The organism is Streptomyces sp. NPDC004065 (genome assembly GCF_044903565.1).
GTDB lineage: Bacteria > Actinomycetota > Actinomycetes > Streptomycetales > Streptomycetaceae > Streptomyces.
On the sequence record NZ_JBJDQT010000002.1, the window covers coordinates 75,522 to 101,960 of the forward strand.

Genomic DNA, 26,439 nt, shown 5'->3' on the forward strand with positions numbered 1-26,439 from the left:
GCCGCCCCGCACGGGCCGGCTCGGCAGCAATGGATTAACGGTCAACAAACTGCGTCGCACCACTCGCCGCGTCCGGGGCGTGGTCATAGAGTGACGTACACCACGCTGGTCGCTGGAATCCCTCACGCACGCCCATACGGTCTCTGGAGGGCACATGACCCACATCTCGGTCACGGTGGACGGCACGGCCTACGAGGACGACGTGGAACCCCGTCTTCTGCTGGTCCACTATCTGCGTGACCGCCTCGGCCTGACCGGTACCCCGATCGGTTGCGACACCTCCAACTGCGGGGCCTGCACGGTCGAGCTGGACGGCACGAGCGTCAAGAGCTGCACCGTGCTGGCCGTCCAGGCGGACGGCGGCGAGGTGACCACCGTCCAGGGACTGGCCCGGGACGGCGAGTGGACCCCGCTGCAGCGCGCGTTCCACGAACGGCACGCCCTCCAGTGCGGCTACTGCACCCCGGGCATGATCATGGCCGCGCGCGATCTGCTGCGCGAGAACCCCCATCCGGACGCCGGCGAGGTGCGCAAGGCGCTGGAGGGCAACCTGTGCCGGTGCACCGGCTACCAGAACATCGTCCGCGCGGTGCTCGCCGCCGCCGAGGAGCGGACCGCGGACGGCTCCCCGGCCGCCGCACCTCAGGAGGTCACGGCATGACCGGCCAGGCCCTCGAACCCGAGGTCGGCAAGGCCCGGCTCCGCAAGGAGGACGCCCGCCTGATCACCGGCCAGACCAACTGGACCGACAACATCTCCGTGACCGGGCTGCTGCACCTGGCCATCCTGCGCAGCCCCATGGCGCACGCCCGCCTGGAGCGGGTCGACGTCTCCCCCGCCCTGGGGCGCCCCGGGGTGGTGGCCGCCTACAGCGGCCGCGACCTCGCCGACGGCCTCGGCTCGCTGCCCTGCGCCTGGCCCGTCACCGAGGACATGGTGCTGCCGGACCACCCGCCGCTCGCGGTGGACGAGGTGCGGCACGCCGGTGACCCGGTGGCGGTCGTGGTGGCCCGCGACCGGTACGCGGCGGCCGACGCGCTCGAGGCGATCGAGGTGGACTACGAGCCGCTGCCCCCGGTGATGGACCTGGAGGCGGCGCTCGCCGAGGACGCCCCGCTCGTCCACGCCGACAAGGGCACCAACCGCGCCTATCTGTGGCCGCTGAGGACCGGTGAGGACTTCGAGGCCGTCAGGCAGCGCGCGGAGGTCGTCGTCAAGCGGCGCTACGTGCAGCAGCGGCTGATCCCCAACGCCATGGAGCCGCGCGCGGTCGTCGTCGCCCCGCTCGCCGCCTCCGGCGAGTACACGGTGTATTCGGCCACCCAGATCCCGCACATCCTGCGCATCATGCTGTCGGTGGTCACCGGCGTCCCCGAGCACAAGCTGCGCGTGATCGCCCCCGACGTGGGCGGCGGCTTCGGCTCCAAGCTGCAGGTGTACGGGGAGGAGGCCATCGCGCTGGCGGTCGCCCGCAAGCTGGGCCGTCCGGTGAAGTGGACCGAGTCGCGCTCGGAGGGCTACCTGGCCACCCACCACGGCCGCGGCATGATCCAGGACATCGAGCTCGCCGCGACCCGCGAGGGCAGGCTGCTCGGCATCAAGGTCGACCTGCTCGCCGACATGGGCGCCTATCTGATGCTGGTCACGCCGGGCATCCCGATCCTGGGCGCGTTCATGTACCCCGCCATCTACAAGGTGGACTCCTACGAGTTCAACTGCACGGGCGTGTTCACCACCCGCACCCCGACCGACGCCTACCGCGGCGCCGGGCGCCCGGAGGCCACGTACGCCATCGAGCGGGCCATGGACGAACTGGCCGCCGAGGTGGGCCTGGACCCGGTGGAGGTGCGGCGCCGCAACTGGATCCGGCACGAGGAGTTCCCGTACACGACGATCGCCGGCCTGACCTACGACAGCGGCAACTACGAGGCCGCCACCGACAAGGCCCTCGCCCTGTTCGGCTACGACGACCTGCGCGCCGAGCAGGCCAAGCGCAACGAGCGCGGCGACACCGTGCGCCTGGGCATCGGCGTGTCGACGTACACCGAGATGTGCGGCCTCGCCCCGAGCCGGGTGCTGCGCGACCTGCGGTACTCGGCCGGCGGCTGGGAGGCGGCGAGCATCCGTATGCTGCCCACCGGCAAGGTCGAGGTGGTCACCGGCACCAGCCCGCACGGGCAGGGGCACGTGACGTCCTGGAGCCAGATCGCCGCCGACGTGCTCGGGGTGCCGTTCGAGGACGTCGAGGTGGTGCACGGCGACACCAAGGTGGCCCCGCAGGGCATGGACACCTACGGCTCGCGGTCGCTGGTCGTGGGCGGCGCGGCCGTGCACCGGGCGGCCGAGAAGGTGGTCGAGAAGGCCCGCAAGGTCGCGGCGCACCTGCTGGAGGCCAGCGAGAACGACCTGGAGTTCACCGGCGGGGTGTTCTCCGTGAAGGGCTCACCGGAGGCCCGCAAGACCATCCAGGAGGTCGCCTTCGAGACGTTCACCTCGCACGACGTGCCCGACGGCATGGAGCCCACGCTCAACGCCGAGCACGTGCTCGACCCGGAGAACTTCTCCTACCCGCACGGCACCCACCTGTGCGCGGTCGAGGTCGACACCGAGACCGGACAGACCCGCATCCGGTCCTACGTCTGCGTCGACGACGTGGGCCGGGTGGTCAACCCGATGATCGTGGAGGGGCAGGTGCACGGCGGACTCGCCCAGGGCATCGCCCAGGCGCTGTACGAGGAGGCGGTCTACGACGCGGAGGGCAACCTGGTCTCCGGCACGATGGCCGACTACCTGGTGCCGTCGGCGGCGGACCTGCCCGACTTCGTCACCGACCGCACGGAGACCCCCGCCGCCTCCAACCCGCTGGGCGTCAAGGGCGTCGGCGAGGCCGGCACCATCGCCTCGACGCCCGCGGTGGTCAACGCGATCGTGGACGCGCTGCGCCCGCTGGGCGTCCACGACGTACGGATGCCGTGCAGCCCCGGACGGATCTGGGAGGCCGTGCGGTCGGCCCAGTCGTCGGCGTCGCCGCGGAAGGAGACCTCGGCATGATTCCCCCCGCATTCGACTACGTCCGGCCCGCGAGCGTCGAGGAGGCCGTGCGCACCCTCGCCGACGCCGGTGAGGACGCGAAGGTGCTGGCCGGTGGACAGAGCCTGCTGCCGCTGCTGCGGCTGCGGCTGGCCTTCCCCGAGCTCGTCGTCGACGTCGGGCGGATCCCCGGTCTGCGCGGGATCCGCGAGGACGGCGACGCGCTGGTGGTCGGCGCGCTGACCACCCACCACGAGGTGGTCCACGACCCGCTGGTCAGGCGGTACGCGGGCCTGCTGGCCCAGGCCGCGGAGACGGTCGCCGACCCCGCCGTGCGCCACCGGGGCACCCTGGGCGGCTCGCTCGCCCACGCCGACCCGGCCGGGGACCTGCCCGCGGTGGCGCTCGCCCTGGACGCCGAGATGGTGGCCGTGGGGCCCGGCGGGCGGCGCGCGATCCCGGCGCGCGACTTCTTCACCGACTACCTGCAGACCACCCTGGCGCCCGACGAACTCCTGGTGGAGATCCGGATGCCGAAACGGGAGGGCTGGGGCTTTTGCTACGAGAAGTTCGGGCGGGTGGCCCAGTCCTGGGCGATGGTCGGCGTGGCCGCGCTGGTGCGGCGGGACGACGGGCACATCGCGGAGGCGCACATCGGGCTGACCAACATGGGCGCGACCCCGCTGCGGGCCGCGGCCGCCGAGGAGGCGCTGACCGGCGCGGCGGACGCCGGCGCGGTGACGCGGGCGGCCCAGCGGGCCGCGGAGGGCACCCGGCCCTCGGCCGACGCCTCGGCCACGCCCGAGTACCGGGCGCACCTGGCACGGGTGTTCACCAAGCGGGCGGTTCTGGCCGCCGCCGGGATGGGGTGAGCGCCGATCACCCCCATCGACAGCCCGGAGCAGGTGCGGGCCGCCCTGGAGCGGACGGGGTACCTCGTCGACGAAGGGCTGGCCGTCGTCTGCTTCCTGGCGCTGCGGCTGCACCGGCCGGTCTTCTGCGAGGGCGACGCGGGCGTCGGCAAGACGGCGCTCGCGTCCGCCCTCGCCGAGGCGCTCGGCGCCCCGCTGATCCGGCTCCAGTGCCACGAGGGCATCGACGCCTCGCAGGCGCTGTACGACTGGGACTTCCCCCGGCAGCTGCTGCATCTGCGGGCCGCGGAGGCGGCGGGGGTGCGGGACGCCGAACGGCTGGAGCGCGAGCTGTACGACCGCCGGTTCCTGGTCGCCCGGCCGCTGCTGCGGGCGCTGCAGACCCAGCCGTCGGTGCTGCTGGTGGACGAGATCGACCGGGCCGACGACGAGTTCGAGGCCTTCCTGCTGGAAGTGCTGTCGGAGTTCCAGGTGACCATTCCGGAGCTCGGGACGCTGCGCGCCGAGGTGCCGCCGGTGGTCGTCCTCACCTCCAACCGCACCCGGGAGGTGCACGACGCGCTCAAGCGCCGCTGTCTGTACCACTGGTTCGACCATCCGGGTTTCGCCCGCGAACTGGCCATCGTGCGCAGGCGGTTGCCGCAGGTGTCGGCCCGGCTGGCCGAGCAGGTGACCGCGCTGGTCCAGGCCCTGCGTGCGGAGGACCTGCTCAAGCCCCCCGGGGTGGCCGAGACCCTCGACTGGGCGCGCGCCCTCGACGCGCTCGGCGCCGCCGAGGCCGACGCCGAACTGGCGGTGGCCACGCTGGGTTCGGTCCTCAAGTACCGCGAGGACGCGGACCGCGCCCGCGGCCTCGACTTCGCGGCGGTCCTGGCGAGGCGGGGAGCGTGAGGGCCGTGGCGCAGCAACGGGAGCGGGCCGGCCACCCGGACACGGGCGCGGGCGCCGGCGCCGGCCCGGGCACCGGCACCTGCGCCGACACAGCCGGCTCGGGAGGGACCGGCACGGGAACGGCCGGCGCCGACGCCGTGCTGGTGGGGTTCGCGCGGGCCTTGCGGGCCGCGGGTGTGGACGCGAGCGCCGAGCGGGTGCACGCCTTCCTGCGGGCGGTGGACGTGCTGCGGCCGGGCGTGCGCGCGGACGTGTACTGGGCGGGCCGGCTGACGCTGTGCGGCGACCGGGACGACCTGGAGCGCTACGAGCGGGTCTTCGACGCCTACTTCGGCACCGCCGGGCCCCCGGCCGGCGCGGTGCGCACCGCTGCCCCGCCCCGGCTGCGCGCGGTGCTGCGGGACGCGCCCGCCGGGCCGCGCACCGGGGCGCCCCGCGAGGAGCGCGAGGGGCCGCCCACGGCGTCGCTCGCCAGCTCCGCCGAGGTACTGCGCCACCGCGACGTGGCCGGTCTCGACCCCGCCGAGCGCGCGCAGGTGCGCCGGCTGCTCGCCGCGTTCGCGCTGCGCGGGCAGCAGCGGCGCACCGCGCGGCGGCGTCCCGCCCGGCGCGGCGCGGTCGATCCGCACCGGACCGTGCGGGAGCTGCTGCGGCGCGGCGGCGAGCCCGCGCTGCTGCGCCGGCACGCGCGCGCCGAGCGGCCGCGGCGGGTGGTCCTGCTCGTGGACGTCAGCGGGTCCATGGCGCCGTACGCCGACGCGTTGCTGCGGTTCGCGCACGCGGCGGTGCGGGGCCGGCACACGGAGGTGTTCACCATCGGCACCCGGCTGACCCGGGTGACCCGGGAGTTGTCGCACCGCGACCCGGACCTGGCGATGGCGGCGGTCGCCGAGGCCGTACCGGACTGGCGCGGGGGCACCCGGCTCGGTGAGCTGCTGCGCCAGTTCCTGGACCGCTGGGGGCAGCGGGGCATGGCGCGCGGGGCGGTTGTGGTGCTGCTGTCGGACGGATGGGAGCGCGGCGACCCCGAGCTGCTGGCCGCCCAGATGCGCCGTCTGCACCTGCTCGCGCACCGGGTGGTGTGGGCCAACCCGCGCAAGGCACGGCCCGGGTACGCGCCGCTGGCCGCGGGCATGGCGGCGGCCCTGCCGAGCGTGGACGCCTTCGTCGAGGGGCACAGCCTGGCCGCCCTGGAGCGCCTGGCCGCGGTGGTACGGGGCGCGGAGGCGGAGGTGAGCGCCGGTTCCGGCGCCCCGCACGGCACGACGGCGGACGCGGGTCCGGCCCCGTCCGCGCCGTCCCCGCCCCCCGGTACGGCGACCGGATGGGCGGGTCCGCGGTGAGCGCGCGGCGGGCACGGGCACGGCGGGCGCCGGTCCCGCGTCCGGACCGCCGGCCCGGCGCCGTGCCCGCTCCCGGCCGCGGTGCAAGCGACGGCGGGCTCGCGGTGCGCGCCGGGCTCCCGCCGACGCGATGGGCGCGATCGGTACCGGTCCCGCGTCCGGGCCGCCGGTCCGGCCGGCCCGGCGCCGTGCCCGCCGGGTGGCACGCCCGACGGAGCGCCGGAACTCCGGCCGTGCGGCGTGCGCTCCCTCGGTGGGGGGCGGCCGCGTCGCGCGGCGGGGTCGCGGTGGGCGACGGGCGGGTGCGGGCGCGGTGGCCGTGGGTGACGGGGGCGTGGGTGACAGGGGCGTGGGTGGGCCGTCGGTGGGCGGCCGGTCCGGTGCGGACGGGCTCGGGACCGTACGCGCGGGCCTGGCGGAAAGGAGCGGAACGTGCGTGACATCCTCCCCGTGCTGGAGCGCTGGTACGCGGCACGGGAGCCGTTCGGGCTCGCCACGGTGGTCTCGGTCAGCCGCAGCGCGCCGCGCGACGCCGGTGCCGCCATGGCCGTCGGCCCGGGGGACGAGGTGGCGGGCAGTGTCTCGGGCGGCTGCGTGGAGGGGGCCGTCTTCGAGCTGGCGCAGGAGGTGGTGGCGGACGGCGAGGCGCGGCTGGCGACCTTCGGGTACAGCGACGAGGACGCGTTCGCCGTGGGGCTGACCTGCGGCGGCGAGATCACCGTGCTGGTGCGGCCGGTGACGCCCGACGCCGACCCGGTCTTCGGTCCGGTCGCGGCGTCGGTCGCCGCGGGCGAGCCGGTGACGCTGGCGACCGTGGTGGACGGGCCGGCGCCGCGCGGGGCGACGCTCGCGGTGTGGCCCGGCACGGTGGTGGGCACCCTCGGCGCGCCCGGACTGGACGTGGCGGTCACCGCGGACGCCCGCGGCGAACTCGCCCTCGGGGCGACCGGGACGCGCCACTACGGCGCGCACGGGGAGCGGCGGGAGGACGCGGTCACGGTGTTCCTGCACTCCTTCGCCCCGCCGCCGAGGATGCTGGTGTTCGGCGCGATCGACTACGCGGCGGCCGTCGCCCGCATCGGGGCCTTCCTGGGCTACCGGGTCACGGTGTGCGACGCCCGCCCGGTCTTCGCCACGCCCAAGCGGTTCCCCGACGCCGTGGAGGTCGTCGTGGACTGGCCGCACCGTTATCTGAAGGGCACCGACACCGACGAGCGCACGGTGATCTGCGTCCTCACCCACGACCCCAAGTTCGACGTGCCGCTGCTGGAGGAGGCGCTGCGCCGGCCCGCCGCCTACATCGGGGCGATGGGCAGCCGCCGTACCCATCGCGAGCGGCTGGAGCGACTGGTGGAGGCGGGTCTGACCGAAACCGAGCTGTCCCGGCTGCGTTCGCCGGTCGGCCTGGACCTCGGCGCCCGTACCCCGGAGGAGGTGGCCGTGTCGGTCGCCGCCGAGATCGTCGCGCTGCGCTGGGGCGGCACCGGCGCCCCGCTGACCGGGACCGCCGGAGCCATCCACGCGGCGGGCGCCGTCTGAGTGCGAGGAGGAAGTCATGGAACTGCACCACGAGTTCACCGTGCCCGTCCCGGTCGACGACGCCTGGCGGGCGCTCCTCGACATCGAGCGGATCGCGCCGTGCCTGCCCGGGGCGACCGTGGAGGACTACGACGGCAAGACGGTGAACGGCTCGGTGAAGGTCAAGCTGGGTCCGATCACCGTCACGTACAAGGGGTCCGCGGTCTTCGAGGAGCAGGACGAGGCGGCGCACCGCATGGTGCTGGCCGCGAGCGGCCGGGAGACCCGCGGTCAGGGCACGGCCCGGGCCACCGTGACCGGCACGCTGGAGGAACGCGACGGCGCGACGGCCGTGTCGGTGCGGACCGATCTGACGGTCACCGGGCGGCCCGCGCAGTTCGGGCGCGGGGTGCTGGCGGAGGTGGGCGACCGCCTGGTGGGGCAGTTCGCGGACTGTCTCGCCGGACGGCTCGGCGGGCCCGCGCAGGAAGCCGCCGCGCAGGCCCCGCCCGAGAGCGCCGGGGAAGCCGCCGCCGCGCGGCCCGCGGCCGCGGGGACGACCACGCCCGCCGAGGAGACCGAGCCGCTCGACCTGCTGCGCACCGCCGGGCTGCCGGTCGCCAAGCGCGCCGCCGTGGCGGCCGGTGCGGCCGTGGCGGTGGCGCTGCTGGTGCTGGCGGTGCGCCGGCTGCGGCGACCTTAGGGCCGGGCCCTGGCGACCACCGGAAATCACCTCGGAGGGATTTCAAACCGGTTCGCCGAAAAATACTCCATGATTTGCCGGCATCCGTGGTGTGGGCCGCCTCGGGAGGGGTAGATGGCGCATCAACGGATGAGGCATGCATCGCCTCTGCAGCACATGTGCCGCACATCCTCGCCGGAAGGAGGTCCGTGACAGCGCACACTCGCAGCGCCCGGGCCGCCGACTCGCACACAGCGGCCCGGATCTCGCCGAGAATTCGGAAACGAGAAAGGGAAGAGTGACCCCGGGGCGGTCCCGATGGGGCCGCCCTCTTGATGCGCCCGCGCCTGCCGGCCCGGCGCTCCTTCCCGCGCGTCACGACGCGGTGGAGGAGCGGTGCCGGGGCGGACGCGGGGGCAGGCGGTGGAGGCGCACGTCGGTGAGGCGGCCGTCGGAGACGGTGGCGGTCAGGTAGGTGCAGTGCGGCTGACGGCGGCGGTCGGTCGGGGAGCCGGGGTTCAGCAGGCGCAGGCCGGAGGCCGCCGTGGTGTCCCACGGGATGTGGCTGTGGCCGAAGACGAGGACGTCGAGGTCGGGGAAGCGGTCGGCGCAGCGCTGCTCGCGCCCCTGGGCGGGACCCGTCTCGTGGACCGCGCCGAAGCGCAGACCGCCCAGCTCCGCCCGGGCCACCTCGGGCAGCCGGGCGCGCAGCTCGGGGCCGTCGTTGTTGCCGTGGACACCGATCAGGCGGCGGCTGCGGCTCTCCAGCAGGTCGAGGGTGGCGGTGTCGACCCAGTCCCCGGCGTGAAAGACGACGTCGGCGCGCGGGATCTCCGCGAGCAGCTGAGCGGGCAGTTCCTTCGCCCGCTTGGGGAGATGCGTGTCGGACATCAGCAGCAGACGCACCCGGCCAGCGTACTGCCGGGGCCGGCGGCGATCCCGCCGGACTCGGCCCGCCGTGGTCCTGGCCAAGACCCACGGCTGAGGCGGCGGCGGTTCAGTCCTCGCCCCGCACGATGTTCGACTCGGGGCCCGTGCGCACGCGGTCGGGGCCGCTGCCCTTCCGGACCGCCGGCACGCAGGTGCGCACTCCCTCGGAGCGCACCCGGCGGGCCGTGGCCCAGCCCGTCTCGGGTCGCTGGACGACGGGTTTGTCACTGGTGTGCGCGCTCACGACGCCTCATCCACTTTCTGCGTCCGGTTCTACGGTGGTCCGTTCCCCCCGCCCCCACGGTGGTCCGTTCCCCCGCCCCCGTGGTCCTGGCCGCCCGGGTCCCCGCGGCCGGCGCCCCCAAACGCACGCGCCCGCCCTGCGGGTCGATCGGCTAGGTACCGCCGGGGCCGCCGCTGCCGAAGGAGCCGCCGGTGCCGTCCTCCCAGCGCGGCCGGGTCTGCTCCTGGCTGCGCCTGCTCCCGGAGGAGCCGAGTTCGTGCGGGGTCAGACGGCGGCCGGTCTCCTCGGCGCGGGGCACCTCGTCCGGCTCGCGCCGCTGGCGCGTCTCGTGGGCCGGTCCGGATTCCGGCCGGGTCGGGTGCTCGCCGCCCCGCGGGGTCCTCGGCTCGCGCTGCTTGACCCCGATGCCGAGCCGTACGGCCCAGATCAGGGCGGCGGCGATGACGAGCCCGCCGACGACGATGACGACGCCGCCGAAGGCCGAGCCCGCGGCGGCCGCTTCGTACCGGGTGGTGTCCATGGCCGACGGGTACCCGGCCCCGCCGGGCGGGATACGTGTCAGCCGCCGCCCCGCGAGCCGCCGGCCTCCTGGCCGCCCTCCCCGGTACCCGGTCCCTCTCCCTCCCCCGTACCCGTACCCGGTCCCTCTCCCTCCCCCGTACCCGTACCCGTACCCGGACCCTCCCCCGTACCCGTACCCGGACCCTCCCCCGGACCCGTACCCGGACCCTCCCCCGCGCCCGGGCCCTCCCCCGGGCCGCCCGCGCCGGGCTCCCCGGTGTCCGGGCCGCCGCCCCGCGCAGGACCGGCGCCCGCCGAGCCCGTCCGCCCCGCGCCCCGGGCCGCCGCCTCGACCTCGGCCGTGATCTCGGTGCGGGAGCGCCCCTCCTGGGACGCGTACTCGATCAGCGCGGCCGTCAGATCGCGGGCCAGGTCGCGCCAGGCCCGCAGGGCCGTCTCGTAGGTGTGGCTCTGCGCCGACGACCACCGGGCCTCGACGGGCGGCCCGTAGAACTCCCGCAGCTGCTCGACGCGGGTGTGGGCCTCGTCGGCCGCCCGCTGCTTGGCCACGAGTTCTTCGAAGGTGTGTGACACAGTCCAGGACCCTAAGCGCGGCGCACCCCCGCCGCGATCACGACCTGCCGTGCCCGGGCGCGGCGCACCCGTGTGGGGGACGCGCCCGGGCAGGGGGCGCCGCCCCGCCGGCGCGCGCGGCGGCCGGCCCGCCCCTCACCGTCCCAGGACCATCTCGCACCACACCTGCTTGCCGCCGCTGACCGGCAGGGTGCCCCAGGCCGTGGACATCGCCTCGACCAGGAGGATGCCCCGGCCGCCGGTGGCCTCCCAGCCGATGCTCGTCGGCTTGATCGGCGTACGGGGCGAGGCGTCGGCCACCGCCACGCGCAACCGGTGGTTGACCAGGGTCAGGTCCAGGCGGACCTGGCCGTCGGTGTGCACCAGGGCGTTGGTGACCAGCTCGGACACCACCAGCAGGATGGCGTCGGTGTCGTCCTCGCTCACGCCCCAGGTGCGCAGGGTGCGCCGGGTGAAGCGGCGGGCGTGCCGGGCCGCCTCGGGCACCCGCCACACCGTCCAGCTCTCCCGGAGCGGGTGCACCGACATGCCGTCGTAGCGCATGAGCAGCAGGGCGATGTCGTCGGCCCGGCCCGCGCCGCCGAGCAGCGCGTCGGCGACCAGTCCCAGGTGGGCGGGGTCGGCGGCGGCCAGTCCGCCGGCGAAGCGGTGCATGCCGTCGTCGATGTCGGCGGTGGGGCACTCCACGAGACCGTCCGTGGTCAGGGCGAGCACGCTGCCCGGCTGGAGCCTGAGGGGCGTCATCGGGAACTCGGCCTCGGACACCACGCCCAGCGGCGGCCCGCCCTCGGTCTCGACGATCTCCACCTCGCCGTCCGGATGGCGCACCACCGGCGGCAGGTGCCCGGCGCGCACGCACCAGGCGGAGCCCGTCTCCATGTCGACGTCGGCGTAGGCGCAGGTGGCGAACAGGTCGGTCTCCAGCTCCAGCAGCAGCCGGTTGGCGTGGGAGACGACCACGTCCGGGGGGTGGCCCTCGGCGGCGTAGGCGCGCAGCGCGGTGCGCATCTGGCCCATCAGCGTCGCCGCCGCCGCGCTGTGCCCCTGGACGTCTCCGATGACCAGCGCGACGTGGTTGTCGGGCAGCGGGATGACGTCGTACCAGTCGCCGCCGACCTCCAGGCCGGCCGTCGCGGGCAGATAGCGGGCCACGGCCTCGGCGCCGGGCAGCTTGGGCAGGCGGCGCGGGAGCAGGGTGCGCTGGAGCATCCCGACGAGTTCGTGCTCGGCGTCGAAGGCGTGGGCGCGCAGCAGTGCCTGCCCGGCGAGGCCGGCCGAGGCGGTGAGCAGGGCGCGCTCGTCGGGGCCGAAGTCGTGGGGTTCGTCCCAGCCGATCAGGCAGGCGCCGGCCATGCGGCCGGCCGCGGGCAGCGGCAGCACGGCGAGGCCGCCGGGTCCCACTTCCGCGAGGGCCGGTTCCAGGGCGGTTCCGGCGGGCCAGATCTGGGCGCGTCCCTCCCGCAGGGCGGCGGCCAGGGTGGGCATCGCCCGTACCGGCGCGTCCGGCCACTCGGTACGCCACTCCCGGCGCCACAGCTCGGGCCAGGCCTCGGGTTCGGGCGGGTCCAGGACGGTGACGACCAGCCGGTCGTTCTCGAGTTCGGCCAGGGCGATCCGGTCGGCCTGGAGCGGCTTGCGCAGGGCGGCGACGACGGCCTTGCTGACGTCCTGCACGGTGCCGGCGGTCGCCAGGGCGGCGGCCAGCCGCTGGACGCGGGTCACATCGGTGACGCCGGCGCGGAGGGTGGAGGCGTCGGTGACCGTGCCCACCAGCCGGGGCGGGTGTCCCTCCCCGCCGGGCAGCAGCCGGCCGCGCAGCCGCAGCCACCTCGGCGGACCGTCGGGCTGCAGGATGCGGAACTCCAGCTCCCGCTCGCCGATCGACATGTGGTCCGCCTCGACCACGGACATCAGCGAGGGCAGGTCCTCCGGCACGGTCAGGGACAGCAGGGTCTCCACCCTGCCGTCGAAGTCGGTGCGGCCGACCCCGAACAGGGCGAGGATGTCGTCGCCGACCTCGACCCGTCCGCTGTCCATGGCGAGGGTGAACGCACCGGGCGGCAGTTCCTCCCCGTGCGCCGCCTCGGCGGGCGCGGGGCAGGCCACGGCCTCCGTCACGAGGTCCAGGCACTCGCGGTCCTCGGTGTCGAAGCCGCCCGGGTTCTCGGTGACGGCGAGCAGGCAGCCGGCGACGTCACGCAGCGGCAGCACGGCCAGGAACACGTCACCGGCCGGCATCCGGCGGGCCTCGGCGCACTCGGCGAGCTCCGCCGGGCCGAGCCACGCGGCCCGCCCGGTGCGCAGCGCTTCGGCCACCGTCGAGCCCCCGGGCACCGGGTAGGTGTCGCGCAGCCCGTACAGCGCCTTGGGCACGCCCGCCGACTCCCTCAGGCACAGCAGGTCGCCGGAGTCGCCCCGGGTGTACACGGCCACGAAGGCGGCGCCGGTGAAGACGAGGGCCTGTTCCAGTACGCGGCGCAGCCGGTCCTCGGTGAACGGGGCGGACGTGAGCGTCTTGAGGGCAAGTTCGGCCCGCGAACTTCTCGTTCTGCGTGCCGTAGCGCCCTCACTGACCACGTTGGCCATTACAGCGCGTATCGGCCGCCTGCGCAGCCCCTGTGACGGTTCCGGACGTTTTCCCCGGCGCCGCCGTCGAAATGTTTCGAACGCGGCGCCCACCGCTCGCCGTGCGCACCGGCCCGCCAGGGGGCAGCCTTGTACCCCGGGGGCCGTCGCGCGGCCGTACGAGGAGGTGGTCGGCGTGACCGAGGGGCGCGGGCCCGCTCCGGCCGCCGCCGGCCGGCCGGTGGACCGCCCGCTGCTGTCCCTGGCGCTGGCGTCGATGATGGACGAGGTCCACGCCCACTCGGGCGCGGTCTACCTGCTGTCCCCCGACCAGCCGGTGCTGGAGATGGCGGTGATGGCCGGGATGCCGCGGGCGTTCGCCGCGCCCTGGGAGCGGGTCGGGCTGAGCGCGCCGATCCCGGTCGCCCGGGCGGTGCGCGAGCGGCGGCTGATCTGGGTCGGCGGCGAGGAGGAGATGGCCCGCCGTTATCCGCGGATCGCCGTGGTGCTGCCGTACCCGTTCGCGCTCGCCGCGCTGCCCGTGAGCACCCCTGCCACCGTGTACGGCGCGGTGTTCGTGACCTGGCCCGGATCGCATCCGCCGGTCCTGTCCGACTGGGAGCGCGAGCACCTGACCGCCGCCTGCGACCGGCTGGCGCTGCGGCTGGAGCGGGCCACGGCCGAGCGGCGCCCGGTCCGGCCCGAGCCGGACCTGCTGGACGCTCCCCCGGCCGGCGGGCTGTCGGGCACGCTGGGCTCCGAGGAGGCGGTCCGCATGGTGGCCCGGCTGCCGTACGGGCTGGCCTCGCTCGACCTGCACGGCCGCGTCTCCTTCGCCAACCCGGCGGCGGCCGAGCTGCTCGGCAAGGGCGTCGGCGAGCTGCTCGGCACCCGGCTGTGGTCGTCGGTGCCGTGGCTGAACGACCCGATGTACGAGGACCGCTACCGGGGCGCGCTGATCAGCCAGCAGGTCACGTCGTTCGTCGCGCTGCGCCCGCCCGGCGACTGGCTGTCGTTCCGCATGTACCCGACCACCAACGGACTGAGCGTGCGCATCACCCGGGCCCGGCCGGTGTCCGAGCTGGGCCGGGGCGCGCCTCCGGCCGGCATGGGGTCCTCCAGCCTGGTGGCGATCTCGCAGGTGCTGGGGCTGGCGGGGGCGCTGACCGAGGCGGTGAGCGTGCAGGACGTGGTGCAGCTGGTCGCGGACGAGATCGTGCCCGCCGTGGGCGGCCAGGCGCTGCTGGTGCTCGGTTCGCAGTCGGGGCGGCTGCACGTGCTGGGGCACCGGGGCTACCCGGACCCGCGGATCGTCGACGGGTTCCACGGGACGCCGCTCGGCGCCCCGACGCCCGGGACGCACGTGCTCTCCACCGGGGTGCCCGCCTTCTTCGACTGCCGGCACCAGCTGGAGCGGCTGTATCCGGGTGAGCAGACGGCCCGGGACGGCTTCGCGGCCTGGGCCTACCTCCCGCTGATCGCCTCCGGGCGGCCGGTGGGCACCTGTGTGCTGGCCTATGCGGACGCCCATCCCTTCCCGGCCGAGGAGCGGGCCGTGCTGACCAGCATCGCCGGGCTGATCGCCCAGGCGCTGGAGCGGGCCCGGCTCTACGACGCCAAGCACCGGCTGGCGCACGGTCTGCAGCAGGCGCTGCTGCCGCACTCGCTGCCCAGGGTGCCCGGCTTCGACGCCGCCGCGCGCTATCTGCCGGCCACCCAGGGCATGGAGATCGGCGGCGACTTCTACGACCTGGTGCCCACCCGGCCCACGGCGGCGGCCGTGATCGGGGACGTCCAGGGCCACAATGTGACGGCGGCGGGGCTGATGGGGCAGCTGCGCACCGCCGTGCGCGCCTACACGGCGGTGGGGCAGGAGCCGCAGCAGGTCATGCGCAGCACCAACCGGCTGCTGATGGACCTCGGGGTGGAGCTGTTCGCCAGCTGCCTGTACCTGCGGCTCGACGCGGCGCAGGGGTGTGCCGTGATGGCGCGTGCGGGGCATCCGCCGCCGCTGCTGAGACGGCCGGACGGGCGGGTACGCGTGCTCGACCTGGCCGGCGGGCCGCTGCTCGGCATCGACGCGGCGGCCTCCTATCCGACGACGGCGGTCGGCCTCGCCCCGGGCTCGGTGCTGGTCCTGTACACCGACGGGCTGGTGGAGTCGCCCGGCGTCGACCTGGAGGAGGCCCTGGCGCGGCTGGGGCGGCAACTGAACGAGGCCGGGCACCTCCCGCTGGGCGAACTGGCCGACCGCCTGGTGCGGCACAGCACGGCGGCCCGGGAGCGGATCGACGACGTGGCGGTACTCCTGCTGCGGGCCCGCGGGGACGGGCGGGCGCAGGCCGCGTAGGGGCGGCCGTTCAGGGGGCGGGGCGGTGCAGGGGGCGGCGGTGCGGGGGGCGCCGCGCGGCGGGCGGACGCCGCGCACAGGAGCGGTCCGGCCCTCCCGCCGGAGGGCCGGACCGCTCCACCGGCCGGCCGGAACCGCTGACTGGCCGGCCGGTGACCGAGGGGGACCCGGCCGGGGGGCCGGGTCACGGTGTGGGGAAGCCTCGGTCAGTGACCCGGGGCGCTCCCCGAGCCCTGCGCCGCGCCCGAGCCCTGCGCCGCGCCCGAGCCGTGGGCAGCCCCGGCGCCGGACTGGTCGCCCGCGCCCTGCTGACCGGCACCGGACTGGTCGCCCGCGCCCTGCTGACCGGCACCGGACTGGTCCCCGGCGCCCTGCTGACCCGCGCCCGACTGGTCGCCCGCACCCTGCTGGCCGGCACCGGACTGTTCGCCCGCGCCCTGCTGACCCGCGCCGGACTGGTCCCCGGCGCCCTGCTGACCCGCGCCCTGCTGGTCGCCCGCGCCGTTGCCCGCACCCTGCTGGTCGCCCGCGCCCGCGCCCGCGCCGTTGCCCGCGCCCGCGCCGCCGCCCGCGCCGAGCGTCGCGCCGGTCGCCTGCAGGGCCGCCGTCACCGGCTGGAAGAAGGTCTCGCCGCCCTGGGTGCAGTCGCCGCTGCCGCCCGAGGTGAGGCCCAGCGCCGCGCCGTCCTGGGTGAACAGGGAACCGCCGCTGTCGCCGGGCTCGGCGCAGACGTTGGTCTGGATGAGGCCGTTGACCGTGTCGACGCCGCCCGGGTTCGTCTCGCTCTGGAAGTTGACCGTGGCGTCGAGGCCGGTGACGGTGCCGTTGTGCAGTCCGGTGGTGCTGCCCATCCGGAAGACCGTCTGGCCCACGGTGGCGTCCGCCGCCTGGTTGATCTGGACGGTCTGCCCGTTGCCCACGTTGACGTCGCTGGGCGCCTGGGTGGCCGGGTCGTCGTACTTGACGAGGGAGAAGTCGCTGCCGGGGAAGGTCGCCTGGTCCACCGTGGCGACCGGCTGCCCGTTCTGCGCGTCGGCCCACTGCTTGGCCGCGACACCGCAGTGACCGGCCGTCAGGAAGGCGGGACTGCCGTCGGAGGCCGTGACGTTGAAGCCGAGGGAGCAGCGGACGGTGCCGCCCTGCGCCTTTGCGAAGATGGCGTCGCCGCCGGAGGCGAAGGTCTTGAAGGTGCCGGCGGACTTCTTCAGGGTGGCCATGCCGGAGCCCAGGCCCTGGACGGTCGACTCGAGTCTGTTCCACTTGGCGCCGGTGACGGTGCTGTCGGCGGTGACGACGACCTTGTTCGTGCGCGGGTCCACGGCCCAGGCGGTGCCGGGGATCGTGGCCTTGGCCTTCAGGGTGCGGGCGGCGGACTTCAGTTCGGCCGTGCTGTTGCTGACCTCGCGGACGGCCGCACCGGCCTTCTTGGCCTGCACGATCACGTTCTTGTCGCCGTTCACCACGTTGACGACGAGCTGCTGCTTGCCGCCGTCGTAGTAGGAGCCGGCGAAGGCGTCGCCGAGCGCCTGCGCGAGCTGCGAGGCGAGATTCGAGGCGTCCGTCGCCTTCAGGGTCCTCGGCGCGGCGTTGTCCGCCCCGCCGTCCTGGGAGGCGTTGGCGTTGGGGAGCAGTATCGCCGCCGCGCCCAGCGCCGCGACGCCGCCCACCGCTATCGCGGCCTTGCGCTTCGGGATTCGCTTGTGACTCAAACTTCTCGACCTCCTGGGGACGGGGTCTGTGCCGCCGTTCGGCAGCTCGTCGGGGACGCCTGGATGGCCGTTGGTACGCACGGGAGGAGCGGTGCGTTCAATTCCGTTTGCCAACTGCGGTCCCACCGCGCCGAATCGGCCAACTCCCCCGGCACGCACGCGAAGTGGAGCACGGGGCCGCAGTACGCGACGCAAGGCCACCAAGCGGTCACGCCCAGTGGCCGGAAGGGAGCGGAATCCCGGCTTCAGGGAATCTGCACAGCGACTGCCCAACGCGGTCACCGCGCGCGGCGGATCTGCACAATCGCGCGCCCCCGGGGGCGCCATTGGCGCGGAGTGCCGGATTCGCCGGCCGGCGGGCAAGAGGGCGGCTGGGCCGATGCCGTGCGGCATGTGAAGAAGTCGCCGACATGCCGTGCCCACACCTGCACGGACGGGGCCCGCCACCCGGCAAATTCCCTGGTGAGAGCCCTGGTTGAAGTGGAAGCGGCAGGGCGTGGCGTGCTTACATCCATCGCGTCGCGGGGCCCCGCCGGGCGCTTGGGAATCTGGCGTCCGGCACCCGCGGCCGCGGCCGTCCGCTGGTTCCCGGAGGGGGCCGCTCCCCCCTTGTGAAGTATCCCCATAGGAAGGGAAGTTCCATCATGAACTCCACCCCCCAGGTTGAGACCGTCGAGATCTCCGACGCCGAGCTCGACAACGTCTCCGGCGGCCTGTCGGTGAACGCCCTCGGCGCCGTCACCGGCCTGGTGGACGGCGTCGCCCCGGTGAGCGGCCTGGCCGACACGGCCGTCGGCACCGTCGAGGGCGTGACCGGCCTGAGCGTGGCCCCGGCCACCAACCTGGTCGCCGGTCTCTGATCGCACCACGTTGCCGTCGAGTCCCGGAGCCGTACGCCGGTTCCGGGGCTCACGGGTGCCCGCGCCCGCTCCCCGGGGAGCGGCCGGCGCGCCCGGCGTCCCGTCCCGTTCGCTCGTCGCATCCGCACAGGTGAGGCAAGTCCCGTGCAGTTCCGCCAGCAGGCCCTCGCCAGGCTCCAGTCGGCCGAGGAGCTCGACCTCCCGGTGCGGCTGGCCCGTCCCCGGGGATGGCTCGTGCTGTCCGTCACGCTCGCCGCGATGGCCGCGGCCTCGGTGTGGGCCGTGACGGGTTCCGTGTCCTCCACCGTCGGCGCGCAGGCCGTCCTCACCCACGGGCAGGGCAGCTATCTGCTGCAGAGCCCGGTGGCCGGCCAGGTCACCGCGGTCCTCGCCGAGGAGGGCGAACGGCTGCCGGCCGGAGCGCCGGTGCTGAAGGTCCGTACGAGCCGGGGCGAGGAGCCGGTGCGCACGGTCGCCGCGGGCCGGGTCACCGCGCTCGCCGCCACCATCGGCCAGATCATCTCCACCGGGGCGAACGTCGCCGCCGTCGAGAAGACCGCCCGCGCCTCCGACCCGCTGTACGCGACGGTGTACGTCCCCGCCCGCAGCGCCGCGTCGATCCCGCCCGGCGCTCCCGTGGACCTGACCGTCTCCTCGGTGCCGGCCCAGCGCTACGGCGTGCTGCGCGGCCGGGTGAAGTCGGTGGGCCGCTCCGCCCAGTCGGCCCGGCAGATCGCCGCGTACCTCGGGGACGCCCAGCTGGCCGAGCAGTTGACCCGGAACGGCAGGCCCGTCGCCGTGCTCGTACGGCTGGAGAAGTCGTCCGCCACCAGGAGCGGCTACCGCTGGTCCACCGCGGACGGCCCGCCGTCCCGGCTGGAGTCCATGACCCCGGCCACCGCCTCGGTCCGCCTGGCCGACCAGCGGCCCGTCGACTGGCTGCTGCCGTGACCGCCGCCCGCGAGACCCGGGGACGCCGGCGCGCCGCCCCGCCGCCGAGACGTCCGGTCCCCAAGGGGCGGCGGAGGACCGTGCGCACCCCCAGCGTGCTGCAGATGGAGGCCGTGGAGTGCGGCGCCGCCTCGCTCGCCATGGTGCTCGGCCACTACGGCCGGCACGTCCCGCTGGAGGAGCTGCGCATCGCGTGCGGCGTGTCCCGGGACGGCTCGCGCGCGAGCAACCTGCTGAAGGCGGCGCGCGGTTACGGCCTGACCGCCAAGGGCATGCAGATGGACACCGCGGCCCTCGCCGAGGTCGCCGCGCCCGCCATCCTGTTCTGGGAGTTCAACCACTACGTCGTCTACGACGGCATGGGCCGCCGGCTGGGCCGGCGCGGGGTGTACGTCAACGACCCCGCCAAGGGCCGGCGGTTCGTGCCCATGGAGGACTTCGACACCTCCTTCACCGGCGTGGTCCTCGTGATGGAGCCGGGCGAGGACTTCACCCGGGGCGGCCGCAGGCCCGGCGTCCTGGGCGCCCTGCCGGCCCGGCTGCGCGGCACCGCGGGCACGCTGCCCGCCGCGGTGCTGGCCAGCCTGCTGCTGGTGGCGGTCGGCGCGGCGGTGCCCGCGCTCAGCCGCACCTACATCGACACGTACCTGATAGGCGGTCAGAGTTCGCTCCTCGGCGTGCTGTTCGCGTCCATGGGGGCGTGCGTGCTGCTCACCGTCGTGCTGACCTGGCTGCAGCAGGCCAACCTGCTGCACGGCCGGATCGTCTCCTCCACCCTGTCCGGCGCCCGCTTCCTGCGCCATCTGCTGCGGCTGCCGGTCACCTTCTTCGCCCAGCGCAGCCCGGCCGACCTGGTGCAGCGGCTGCAGTCCAACGACGCGGTGGCCGAGACACTGGCCCGCGACCTCGCCGCCGCGGGCGTGGACGCGGTGGTCGTGGTGCTCTACGCGGTACTGCTGTACACCTACGATCCGCAACTGACGTTCGTCGGCATCGGCGTGGCGCTGCTGAACATCGTGGCCATGCGGGTCGTCGTACGGCTGCGCGCCACCCGCACGGCGAAGCTGCGCGCCGACACCGCCCGGCTCACCAACACGGCCTACACCGGGCTGCAACTGATCGAGACGATGAAGGCGACCGGCGGCGAGGACGGCTACTTCCGCACCTGGGCGGGGCAGCACGCCGCCACGCTCGAGGAGCAGCAGCGGCTCGGTGTGCCGGGCGCCTGGCTGGGCGTGGTGGCGCCGACGCTGGCCACCCTCAACAGCGCGCTGATCCTGTGGATCGGCGGGATGCGGGCCGTCGAGGGCCATGTCTCGGTGGGTCTGCTGGTGGCGTTCCAGGCGCTGGTGACCCGCTTCACCGCGCCGCTGACCCGGCTCAACGGGGTGGCGGGGCGCATCCAGGACTTCGCCGCGGACGTGGCCCGGCTGAAGGACGTGGAGAACTTCCGCACCGACCCGGTGTACGCCCGGCCCGGCGCGGGCGACTCCACCCGCCGGCTGCGCGGGCACGTCGAGCTGGAGAACGTCACCTTCGGCTACAGCCCGCTGGACAAGCCGCTGCTGACCGGCTTCGACCTGACCGTGGGCCCCGGCCGGCAGGTGGCGCTGGTCGGCGGCTCGGGCAGCGGGAAGTCCACGGTCTCCCGGCTGATCGCCGGCCTGTACACACCGTGGGAGGGGGTGATCCGCATCGACGGGCGGCGTCTGGAGGACATCCCGCGCGGGGCGCTGGCGGCCTCCGTGTCCTTCGTCGACCAGGACGTGTTCCTCTTCGAGGGCACGGTGCGCGACAACGTGGCGCTGTGGGACCCGTCGATCCCGGACGAGGCCGTGACGCAGGCGCTGCGGGACGCGGCGCTGTACGACGTCGTCGCGCGGCGTCCCGGCGGCATCCACTCCCCGGTCGAGCAGGACGGGCGCAACTTCTCCGGCGGGCAGCGGCAACGCCTGGAGATCGCCCGGGCGTTGGTGCGGCGGCCCAGCATCCTCGTCCTCGACGAGGTGACGAGCGCGCTGGACGCCGAGACCGAGCAGGTCGTCATGGACAACCTGCGGCGGCGCGGCTGCGCGTGCGTGGTGATCGCGCACCGGCTGTCCACGGTGCGCGACAGCGACGAGATCGTGGTGCTCCAGCACGGCACGGTCGTCGAGCGCGGACGGCACGAGGAACTGGTGGCACGCGGCGGCGCGTACGCCGCGCTGGTCAGGGAGCGGTGAGATGACGGCCGTGACGGAGGGCGATCCGGTCCTGACGGCGCTCGGTTCGCTGGGCGCGCCGGTCCACTGCGCCGGACTGACGCGCCTCGATCTGGAGGGCCCGCAGGTCCTGTGGCTGGTCGCGTCCGGGGCGCTGGACCTGTTCGCGGTCGACGCGCAGCGGCAGGGGCACTGGCACCACCTGGGCCGGCTGGAGGCGGGCTCGCTGCTGCTCGGCCCGGTCGCGGGCCCGCAGCACACCCTGGTGGCGCGTCCGCTGCGCGACTGCGTGGTGCACCGCGTCGGCCTGCGCGAGCTGTACGAGCCGGCGCAGACGGGGACCTGGTCGTACGACGCGTACGGCAACCCGCAGTACGTGCCGCCGCAGTCGAGCCCGCTGGAGCATGCCCTGGCGCTCGGCGTGGGACGCGGCCTGTCCGTGCTGTTCCAGGCGCCGATGGCCGAGGAGCGGGCCGCCGCGCCCGCCGACGACGACGTGTTCTGGATGCGGGTGCCGCCGGGCAGCGTCCAGTACGGGGCGGTGTACGGCGCTGAGGCGGCGGGCGACCTGCTGATGGACCCCGGCGTCTGGCAGAGCATGGTCGACCAGCAGTACCGGCTGCTGACGGCGCTGGACCGCTGGATCGAGGATCTGGAGCGCACCCACGAGTCGCGCGCGGCGGCCGGCATCCGCGCCGGTGAGGAGGTGCGCGCGCAGGCGGACCAGGCGCTGCTGGCGTCCCTGGGCCGGTCCCCGGCCGGGCGCGCCACGGCCGCCGACGCCGACGCCACCTACGCGGCCTGCGAGATCGTCGCCCGGGCCGCCGGCATCGCGCTCGCCGCGCCGCCGCGGCCGGGGACCGGGAGCGACCGCCTCGACCCCGTGGAGCAGGTCGCCCTGGCCTCCCGGGTGCGCACCCGGACCGTACGGCTCCAGGGCCGCTGGTGGCGGGAGGACATCGGCCCGCTGGTCGGGCACCGGACGCTGTCCGGGGCGCCGGTGGCGCTGCTGTGGCGGCGCGGCGGCTATGTCGCCGTGCATCCGGCCACCGGGCGGGAGACGCCGGTGGAGAAGGCCAACGCGGCGGAGTTCGAGCCGCGCGCGGTGATGTTCTACCGCCCGCTGCCCGAGCGCCGGCCCGGTTTCCTCGGCCTGCTGCGCTTCGGCCTGCGCGGCACCCGCCAGGACATGCTGAACCTGCTGCTGAGCGGGCTGGTGACGGTCGCCCTGGGCGCGCTGGTGCCGGTGGCGACCGGCAAGGTGCTCGGCCAGTACGTGCCCAGCGCGCGGCAGGGGCCGATCGCGCAGGTGTGTCTGGCGGTGATGGTCAGCAGCGTGGTGGCCGCGGCCTTCATGCTGCTGGAGAACCTGACGGTGCTGCGGCTGGAGGGACGCATCGAGGCGACGCTGCAGCCCGCGGTGTGGGACCGCCTGCTGAGGCTGCCGACGAAGTTCTTCACCGAGCGTTCCACCGGTGAGCTGGCGAGCGCGGCCATGGGCATCAGCGCGGTCCGCCGGCTGCTGGCGGGGGTCGGCCCGGTGGTCGCCCAGTCGGTGACCGTGGGCGCGATGAACCTGGCGCTGCTGTTCTGGTACAGCGCGTCCATGGCGCTGGTGGCGATCGGCATGCTGGTGGTGATCGCGGCGGTGTTCCTCGGGCTGGGCCTGTGGCAGGTGCGCTGGCAGCGGCGGCTGGTGGTGCTCACCAACAAGCTGAACAACCAGGCGTTCCAGACCCTGCGCGGGCTGCCCAAGCTGCGGGTGGCCGCCGCGGAGAACTACGCCTACGCGGCCTGGGCCGAGCGGTTCGCGCGCAGCCGTGAGCTGCAGCGCCGGGTGGGGCGGATCAAGAACCTGACCACGGTGCTGGGCGCGGTGTACCTGCCGGTGTGCACGCTGGTGATGTTCATGCTGCTGGCCGGCCCGGCGCGCGGGTCGATGTCGGCGGCGGCGTTCCTGACCTTCAGCACCTCGGTGACCATGCTGCTGACCTCCGTCACCCAGCTGACCGGCGCCTTCGTCTCGGCGGTGGCCGCGCTGCCGTTGTTCGAGGAGATCAGGCCGGTGCTGGACGCCGCGCCGGAGGTGCGCTCGGGCAGCACCCGGCCGGGGCCGCTGTCCGGTGCGATCGAGGCACGGCGGCTGTCCTTCCGCTACGGCGACGACGGCCCGCTGGTCCTCGACGACGTCTCCTTCCGGGTGCGCCCGGGCGAGTTCGTGGCGATCGTCGGCCCGAGCGGCTGCGGCAAGTCGACGCTGCTGAGACTGCTGATCGGCTTCGACCGTCCGCTGTCGGGCAGTGTGCTGTACGACGGCCAGGACCTGGCCGCCCTGGACCAGTCGGCCGTGCGCCGGCAGTGCGGGGTGGTGCTGCAGCACGCGCAGCCGTTCACCGGGTCGATCCTGGACGTCATCCGGGGCACCGAGCCGTGCACGCCGGAGGAGGCGATGGCGGCGGCGGAGATGGCGGGGCTGGCCGAGGACATCCGGCGGATGCCGATGGGCCTGCACACCATCGTCTCGGGCGGCCACGCGGTCTCCGGCGGCCAGCGGCAGCGGCTGATGATCGCGCAGGCGCTGGTCAGACGCCCGCGCATCCTCTTCCTCGACGAGGCGACCAGCGCCCTCGACAACGACACCCAGCGCACGGTGATCGAGAGCACCCGCAAGCTCAACGCCACGCGGGTGGTCATCGCGCACCGCCTGTCGACGGTGCTGGACGCCGACCGGGTCATCGTGATGGAGGAGGGCCGCATCGCCCAGCAGGGCCCGCCGGCCGAGCTGCTCGCCGACACGGGCGGGCGGCTGCACGAACTGGTGCGGCGCCAGTTGGCTTGAGGTCGTGCGCCGGGCGGGGGCGGGTGCGGGCCGTTCGCCGGGCGCCGGCCGCTCGCGGGTACGTTTCAGTCCAGGCCCGGGACCGGGGCGCCGGCGGGGATCCCGGCGGCGAGGTAACCGGCGTAGAACTCCTTCCAGGGCGCACCGGCGCCGGCGTGCGGTCCCGCCGGGCGCTCGCCGCGCGCCCTGGCGTCCAGGGCGGCCAGGCACACCTCCCAGCCGGCGCCGTTGCGGGCGGCGGTGTCCTCGGCGTCGAGCACGTTGGTGAGGGTGAAGCGGGTGCGCCGGCCGTCGAGGTCCTCCAGGTCGAAGCGGAGTTCGTCGGCTCCCCACGAGAAGGACAGGTGCCGGGGCGGGTCGACGGCGAGGACGCGGCCGGTGGAGTCGGCCAGGTGCGGGTCGCCGCTGAAGTCGACCGCGCCTCCGGGGCGCAGGTCGATCTCGGCGCGGGCGGGGAACCACAGGGCGAGTTCGTCCGGATCGGTCACGAAGTGCCAGACGCGGTCGACGGGGTGGTCGTACGTGCGGCTGAAGCGGACGGCGGGGCGGCCGTCGGGGAGCGTCAGAAAGGTGCCGGTGAGGTCGGCGGACATGGGATCAGTCCTTCGGGGCTTCGGGGTGGGGCGGGTCCGCGGTGGCGTCCGGCGCCGCGTCGAGCCGCCGCCCGAGGGCGTCGAGGCTCTCGCCCCACAGCTTGCGGTAGGGGGCGAGCCAGGCGTCGAGCGCGGCGATCGGGGCGGGGTCGAGGGCGTAGACCCGGCGCTGCGCGTCCTGCCGTACCCGTACCAGTCCGGCCTCGCGCAGCACCCGCAGGTGTTTGGAGGTGCTCGGCTGGCTGAGGCCGGACGCCTCGACGATCTCCCCGACCGGCCGGGGCCGCTCGAGGAGCAGGGCGACGATGGCCCGCCGGTGGGGGTCGGCGAGCGCGGACCAGAGCGCGGCGTCTGCCATGGAGCCAATATGCCGTGCGGGTTATATTCCGGTCAAGGCATAGGCTGCGGGCAGAGGCATGGAGCCGGTGAGCCGGGTACCCGACCGGCCATGCGAATCAGCGTGGTGGATGTGGGCTCCAACACGGTCCGGCTGGTGGTGGCGGACGCGGAGGGCGGAGTGCCGCTGCCGGTGCACACCGCCAAGTGGCAGCTGCGGCTGTCGGAGCGGGTACGGCCCGGCCAGGAGATACCGGAGGAGTCGCTGGAGCGGCTCGTCCACGCGGTCGGTGAGGCGGGCCGGACCGCCGCCCGGTGGGGCGCGGCCGGACCGCTGGCCTTCGCGACGGCCGTGGTGCGCGGCGCCCCGAACCGGCTGGAGGTGCTGCGCGCCGTCCGGGCGCGCACCGGGATCGGGCTGTGCACCCTGCCGGGCGAGGTCGAGGCCGAGCTCACCTTCCTCGGGGCGCGGCGCTGGATGGGCTGGCGCTCCGGCCCGCTGGCCCTGCTCGACATCGGCGGCGGCTCCCTCGAGGTGGCCTTCGGGCGGGGGCGGCTGCCGGACTTCGTGGCCTCGCTGCCGCTGGGCGCGGGACGGCTGACGCACGAGTTCTTCCCGGACGGCGCCCCACCCACCCCGGAGCGCCTGAAGGCGCTGCGGCGCAAGGTGCGCCACCAACTGCGGGACGCGGCGGCGCGCATCCGCTGGGAGGGACCGCGCACCGCGGTGGCGACCTCGCGCACCTTCCAGCAGCTGGGGCGGCTGTGCGGGGCCGCGCCCGGACGGCAGGGCCCGTTCGTGGAGCGCCGGCTGCGCCGGGACGACCTGCGCGAGGCGATCGGCCGGCTGGCGGCGCTGTCCCCGGCCGAGCGCGCCGCGCTGCCCGGCATCTCCGCGCCGCGCGCCGCGCAGAGCCTGGCCGGCGCGGTGGTCGGGCACACGGCGATGAAGCTGACCGGTCTGCGCACGGTCACCGTCTGCCCCTGGGCGATACGCGAGGGAGTGCTGCTGCGGCACATCGAGGACGGGCCGTCCTGGTGGGCGGAGGTCTCCCGGCTCAGTGAGGAGCCCGCTCCCCCGGACCCCGTGCCGCTGCACAGGGCGGCCGTGACCAGGTGATCGACGTGAAGACCTCGAAGCCCTCGACGACCTCGAAGACCTCGAAGACGTTGACGACCTTGAAGGAGAGGACCATGACCGAGCGGAAGGACCGCGCCGGCGGGCACACGGACCACCCGGACACGGCGGCCGGCGAGGTGCTGCGCGAGTTCGAGTCGGCCGAGACGGACGTCGACGGCGCCCGCGAGCGGCGCCACAGCGGCGAAGCCGGCGAGGCCGGCACGCCCAATGTGCGGGCCCAGGAGGAGTCGGAGGGCGACTGAGGCGCCGGCCTCCCGGCCGCCCGCGGCGGTGCGGGACGGTCCGGGAC

Annotated in this window: 22 protein-coding genes; 14 read left to right on the forward strand and 8 right to left on the reverse strand. The window is 75.1% G+C overall.

All coding sequences use genetic code 11. The features are described from left to right. Nucleotides 1–154 precede the first annotated feature (154 nt). From ACI2LW_RS04250 to ACI2LW_RS04280, 7 genes are all read left to right on the forward strand, one after another. Nucleotides 155–661 (forward strand): (2Fe-2S)-binding protein, encoded by a 507-nt coding sequence (locus tag ACI2LW_RS04250; RefSeq protein WP_404729595.1) that lies wholly within the window; start codon nucleotides 155–157, stop codon nucleotides 659–661. Then, nucleotides 658–3,051: a xanthine dehydrogenase family protein molybdopterin-binding subunit gene (locus tag ACI2LW_RS04255; protein ID WP_404729596.1), complete on the forward strand. Its 2,394-nt coding sequence runs from the start codon at nucleotides 658–660 to the stop codon at nucleotides 3,049–3,051. Before ACI2LW_RS04250 ends, ACI2LW_RS04255 begins: the two co-directional genes overlap by 4 nt. After that, a complete protein-coding gene (locus tag ACI2LW_RS04260) occupies nucleotides 3,048–3,902 on the forward strand; it encodes an FAD binding domain-containing protein (RefSeq protein ID WP_404729597.1) in 855 nt (284 codons plus the stop codon). The genes ACI2LW_RS04255 and ACI2LW_RS04260 overlap by 4 nt, the downstream gene beginning before the upstream one ends. A 6-nt stretch (nucleotides 3,903–3,908) precedes the next feature. Then, entirely contained in the window at nucleotides 3,909–4,793 is an 885-nt protein-coding gene (locus ACI2LW_RS04265) for an AAA family ATPase (protein ID WP_404729948.1), read from the forward strand. Nucleotides 4,794–4,930: 137 nt separating this feature from the next. Next, nucleotides 4,931–6,136, forward strand: a complete 1,206-nt coding sequence (locus ACI2LW_RS04270; protein ID WP_404729949.1) for a VWA domain-containing protein — start codon at nucleotides 4,931–4,933, stop codon at nucleotides 6,134–6,136. 432 nt (nucleotides 6,137–6,568) lie between these two features. Then, nucleotides 6,569–7,675 (forward strand): XdhC family protein, encoded by a 1,107-nt coding sequence (locus ACI2LW_RS04275; RefSeq protein ID WP_404729598.1) that lies wholly within the window; start codon nucleotides 6,569–6,571, stop codon nucleotides 7,673–7,675. 16 nt (nucleotides 7,676–7,691) lie between these two features. Beyond that, nucleotides 7,692–8,357 carry an SRPBCC family protein gene (locus ACI2LW_RS04280; protein ID WP_404729599.1) on the forward strand — a complete coding sequence of 222 codons (666 nt, stop codon included), beginning with the start codon at nucleotides 7,692–7,694 and terminating at the stop codon, nucleotides 8,355–8,357. 354 nt (nucleotides 8,358–8,711) lie between these two features. Here ACI2LW_RS04280 and ACI2LW_RS04285 read toward each other — a convergent pair whose 3' ends face one another. The 5 genes from ACI2LW_RS04285 to ACI2LW_RS04305 all read right to left on the reverse strand — a co-directional run bounded on the left by ACI2LW_RS04285 (nucleotide 8,712) and on the right by ACI2LW_RS04305 (nucleotide 13,191). Next, nucleotides 8,712–9,242: a metallophosphoesterase family protein gene (locus ACI2LW_RS04285; protein WP_404729600.1), complete on the reverse strand. Its 531-nt coding sequence runs from the start codon at nucleotides 9,240–9,242 to the stop codon at nucleotides 8,712–8,714. Nucleotides 9,243–9,333: 91 nt separating this feature from the next. Continuing rightward, entirely contained in the window at nucleotides 9,334–9,510 is a 177-nt protein-coding gene (locus tag ACI2LW_RS04290) for a hypothetical protein (protein ID WP_404729601.1), read from the reverse strand. Nucleotides 9,511–9,661: 151 nt separating this feature from the next. Next, on the reverse strand, nucleotides 9,662–10,030 hold the full coding sequence (locus ACI2LW_RS04295; protein ID WP_404729602.1) for a DUF6479 family protein: 369 nt from the start codon (nucleotides 10,028–10,030) through the stop codon (nucleotides 9,662–9,664). Nucleotides 10,031–10,068: 38 nt separating this feature from the next. Then, nucleotides 10,069–10,605, reverse strand: a complete 537-nt coding sequence (locus ACI2LW_RS04300) for a hypothetical protein (RefSeq protein WP_404729603.1) — start codon at nucleotides 10,603–10,605, stop codon at nucleotides 10,069–10,071. Between the two features lie 135 nt (nucleotides 10,606–10,740). Further along, the gene (locus ACI2LW_RS04305) at nucleotides 10,741–13,191 is read right to left on the reverse strand and encodes a SpoIIE family protein phosphatase (RefSeq protein WP_404729604.1); all 2,451 of its coding nucleotides are present in this window, start codon (nucleotides 13,189–13,191) and stop codon (nucleotides 10,741–10,743) included. A 166-nt stretch (nucleotides 13,192–13,357) separates the two neighbouring features. Between ACI2LW_RS04305 and ACI2LW_RS04310 the strand changes: the two genes are divergently transcribed. After that, a complete protein-coding gene (locus tag ACI2LW_RS04310) occupies nucleotides 13,358–15,520 on the forward strand; it encodes a SpoIIE family protein phosphatase (protein ID WP_404729605.1) in 2,163 nt (720 codons plus the stop codon). A 206-nt stretch (nucleotides 15,521–15,726) separates the two neighbouring features. Here the strand turns inward: ACI2LW_RS04310 and ACI2LW_RS04315 are convergent, their stop codons facing one another. Continuing rightward, complete coding sequence (locus ACI2LW_RS04315) at nucleotides 15,727–17,229, reverse strand: S1 family peptidase (RefSeq protein ID WP_404729606.1); 1,503 nt, start codon at nucleotides 17,227–17,229, stop codon at nucleotides 15,727–15,729. A gap of 644 nt (nucleotides 17,230–17,873) precedes the next feature. Between ACI2LW_RS04315 and ACI2LW_RS04320 the strand changes: the two genes are divergently transcribed. The 4 genes from ACI2LW_RS04320 to ACI2LW_RS04335 all read left to right on the forward strand — a co-directional run bounded on the left by ACI2LW_RS04320 (nucleotide 17,874) and on the right by ACI2LW_RS04335 (nucleotide 24,080). Beyond that, nucleotides 17,874–18,089 (forward strand): type A2 lantipeptide, encoded by a 216-nt coding sequence (locus ACI2LW_RS04320; RefSeq protein ID WP_404729607.1) that lies wholly within the window; start codon nucleotides 17,874–17,876, stop codon nucleotides 18,087–18,089. A 144-nt stretch (nucleotides 18,090–18,233) separates the two neighbouring features. Further along, nucleotides 18,234–19,040: an HlyD family efflux transporter periplasmic adaptor subunit gene (locus ACI2LW_RS04325; protein ID WP_404729608.1), complete on the forward strand. Its 807-nt coding sequence runs from the start codon at nucleotides 18,234–18,236 to the stop codon at nucleotides 19,038–19,040. Continuing rightward, entirely contained in the window at nucleotides 19,037–21,262 is a 2,226-nt protein-coding gene (locus ACI2LW_RS04330) for an NHLP family bacteriocin export ABC transporter peptidase/permease/ATPase subunit (protein ID WP_404729609.1), read from the forward strand. Before ACI2LW_RS04325 ends, ACI2LW_RS04330 begins: the two co-directional genes overlap by 4 nt. A 1-nt stretch (nucleotide 21,263) precedes the next feature. Next, nucleotides 21,264–24,080, forward strand: coding sequence for an NHLP bacteriocin export ABC transporter permease/ATPase subunit (locus ACI2LW_RS04335; RefSeq protein ID WP_404729610.1), 2,817 nt, complete (start codon nucleotides 21,264–21,266; stop codon nucleotides 24,078–24,080). Nucleotides 24,081–24,145: 65 nt separating this feature from the next. Here ACI2LW_RS04335 and ACI2LW_RS04340 read toward each other — a convergent pair whose 3' ends face one another. Both ACI2LW_RS04340 and ACI2LW_RS04345 read right to left on the reverse strand, forming a co-directional pair. After that, complete coding sequence (locus tag ACI2LW_RS04340; RefSeq protein ID WP_404729611.1) at nucleotides 24,146–24,673, reverse strand: SRPBCC family protein; 528 nt, start codon at nucleotides 24,671–24,673, stop codon at nucleotides 24,146–24,148. 4 nt (nucleotides 24,674–24,677) lie between these two features. Further along, nucleotides 24,678–25,031, reverse strand: coding sequence for an ArsR/SmtB family transcription factor (locus tag ACI2LW_RS04345; protein ID WP_404729612.1), 354 nt, complete (start codon nucleotides 25,029–25,031; stop codon nucleotides 24,678–24,680). Between the two features lie 90 nt (nucleotides 25,032–25,121). On the opposite strand from ACI2LW_RS04345, the gene ACI2LW_RS04350 reads away from it, so the two are divergent. Beyond that, on the forward strand, nucleotides 25,122–26,129 hold the full coding sequence (locus ACI2LW_RS04350) for a Ppx/GppA family phosphatase (RefSeq protein ID WP_404729613.1): 1,008 nt from the start codon (nucleotides 25,122–25,124) through the stop codon (nucleotides 26,127–26,129). A 74-nt stretch (nucleotides 26,130–26,203) separates the two neighbouring features. Further along, the gene (locus ACI2LW_RS04355; protein ID WP_404729614.1) at nucleotides 26,204–26,392 is read left to right on the forward strand and encodes a hypothetical protein; all 189 of its coding nucleotides are present in this window, start codon (nucleotides 26,204–26,206) and stop codon (nucleotides 26,390–26,392) included. Nucleotides 26,393–26,439: the final 47 nt, after the last annotated feature.

Coding starts and splice junctions, on each gene's coding strand:
- ACI2LW_RS04250 (WP_404729595.1), top strand. CDS start 155: ATGACCCACATCTCGGTCACGGTGGACGGCACGGCCTACGAGGACGAC.
- ACI2LW_RS04255 (WP_404729596.1), top strand. CDS start 658: ATGACCGGCCAGGCCCTCGAACCCGAGGTCGGCAAGGCCCGGCTCCGC.
- ACI2LW_RS04260 (WP_404729597.1), top strand. CDS start 3,048: ATGATTCCCCCCGCATTCGACTACGTCCGGCCCGCGAGCGTCGAGGAG.
- ACI2LW_RS04280 (WP_404729599.1), top strand. CDS start 7,692: ATGGAACTGCACCACGAGTTCACCGTGCCCGTCCCGGTCGACGACGCC.
- ACI2LW_RS04295 (WP_404729602.1), bottom strand. CDS start 10,030: ATGGACACCACCCGGTACGAAGCGGCCGCCGCGGGCTCGGCCTTCGGC.
- ACI2LW_RS04305 (WP_404729604.1), bottom strand. CDS start 13,191: ATGGCCAACGTGGTCAGTGAGGGCGCTACGGCACGCAGAACGAGAAGT.
- ACI2LW_RS04320 (WP_404729607.1), top strand. CDS start 17,874: ATGAACTCCACCCCCCAGGTTGAGACCGTCGAGATCTCCGACGCCGAG.
- ACI2LW_RS04335 (WP_404729610.1), top strand. CDS start 21,264: ATGACGGCCGTGACGGAGGGCGATCCGGTCCTGACGGCGCTCGGTTCG.
- ACI2LW_RS04340 (WP_404729611.1), bottom strand. CDS start 24,673: ATGTCCGCCGACCTCACCGGCACCTTTCTGACGCTCCCCGACGGCCGC.
- ACI2LW_RS04345 (WP_404729612.1), bottom strand. CDS start 25,031: ATGGCAGACGCCGCGCTCTGGTCCGCGCTCGCCGACCCCCACCGGCGG.
- ACI2LW_RS04350 (WP_404729613.1), top strand. CDS start 25,122: ATGCGAATCAGCGTGGTGGATGTGGGCTCCAACACGGTCCGGCTGGTG.
- ACI2LW_RS04355 (WP_404729614.1), top strand. CDS start 26,204: ATGACCGAGCGGAAGGACCGCGCCGGCGGGCACACGGACCACCCGGAC.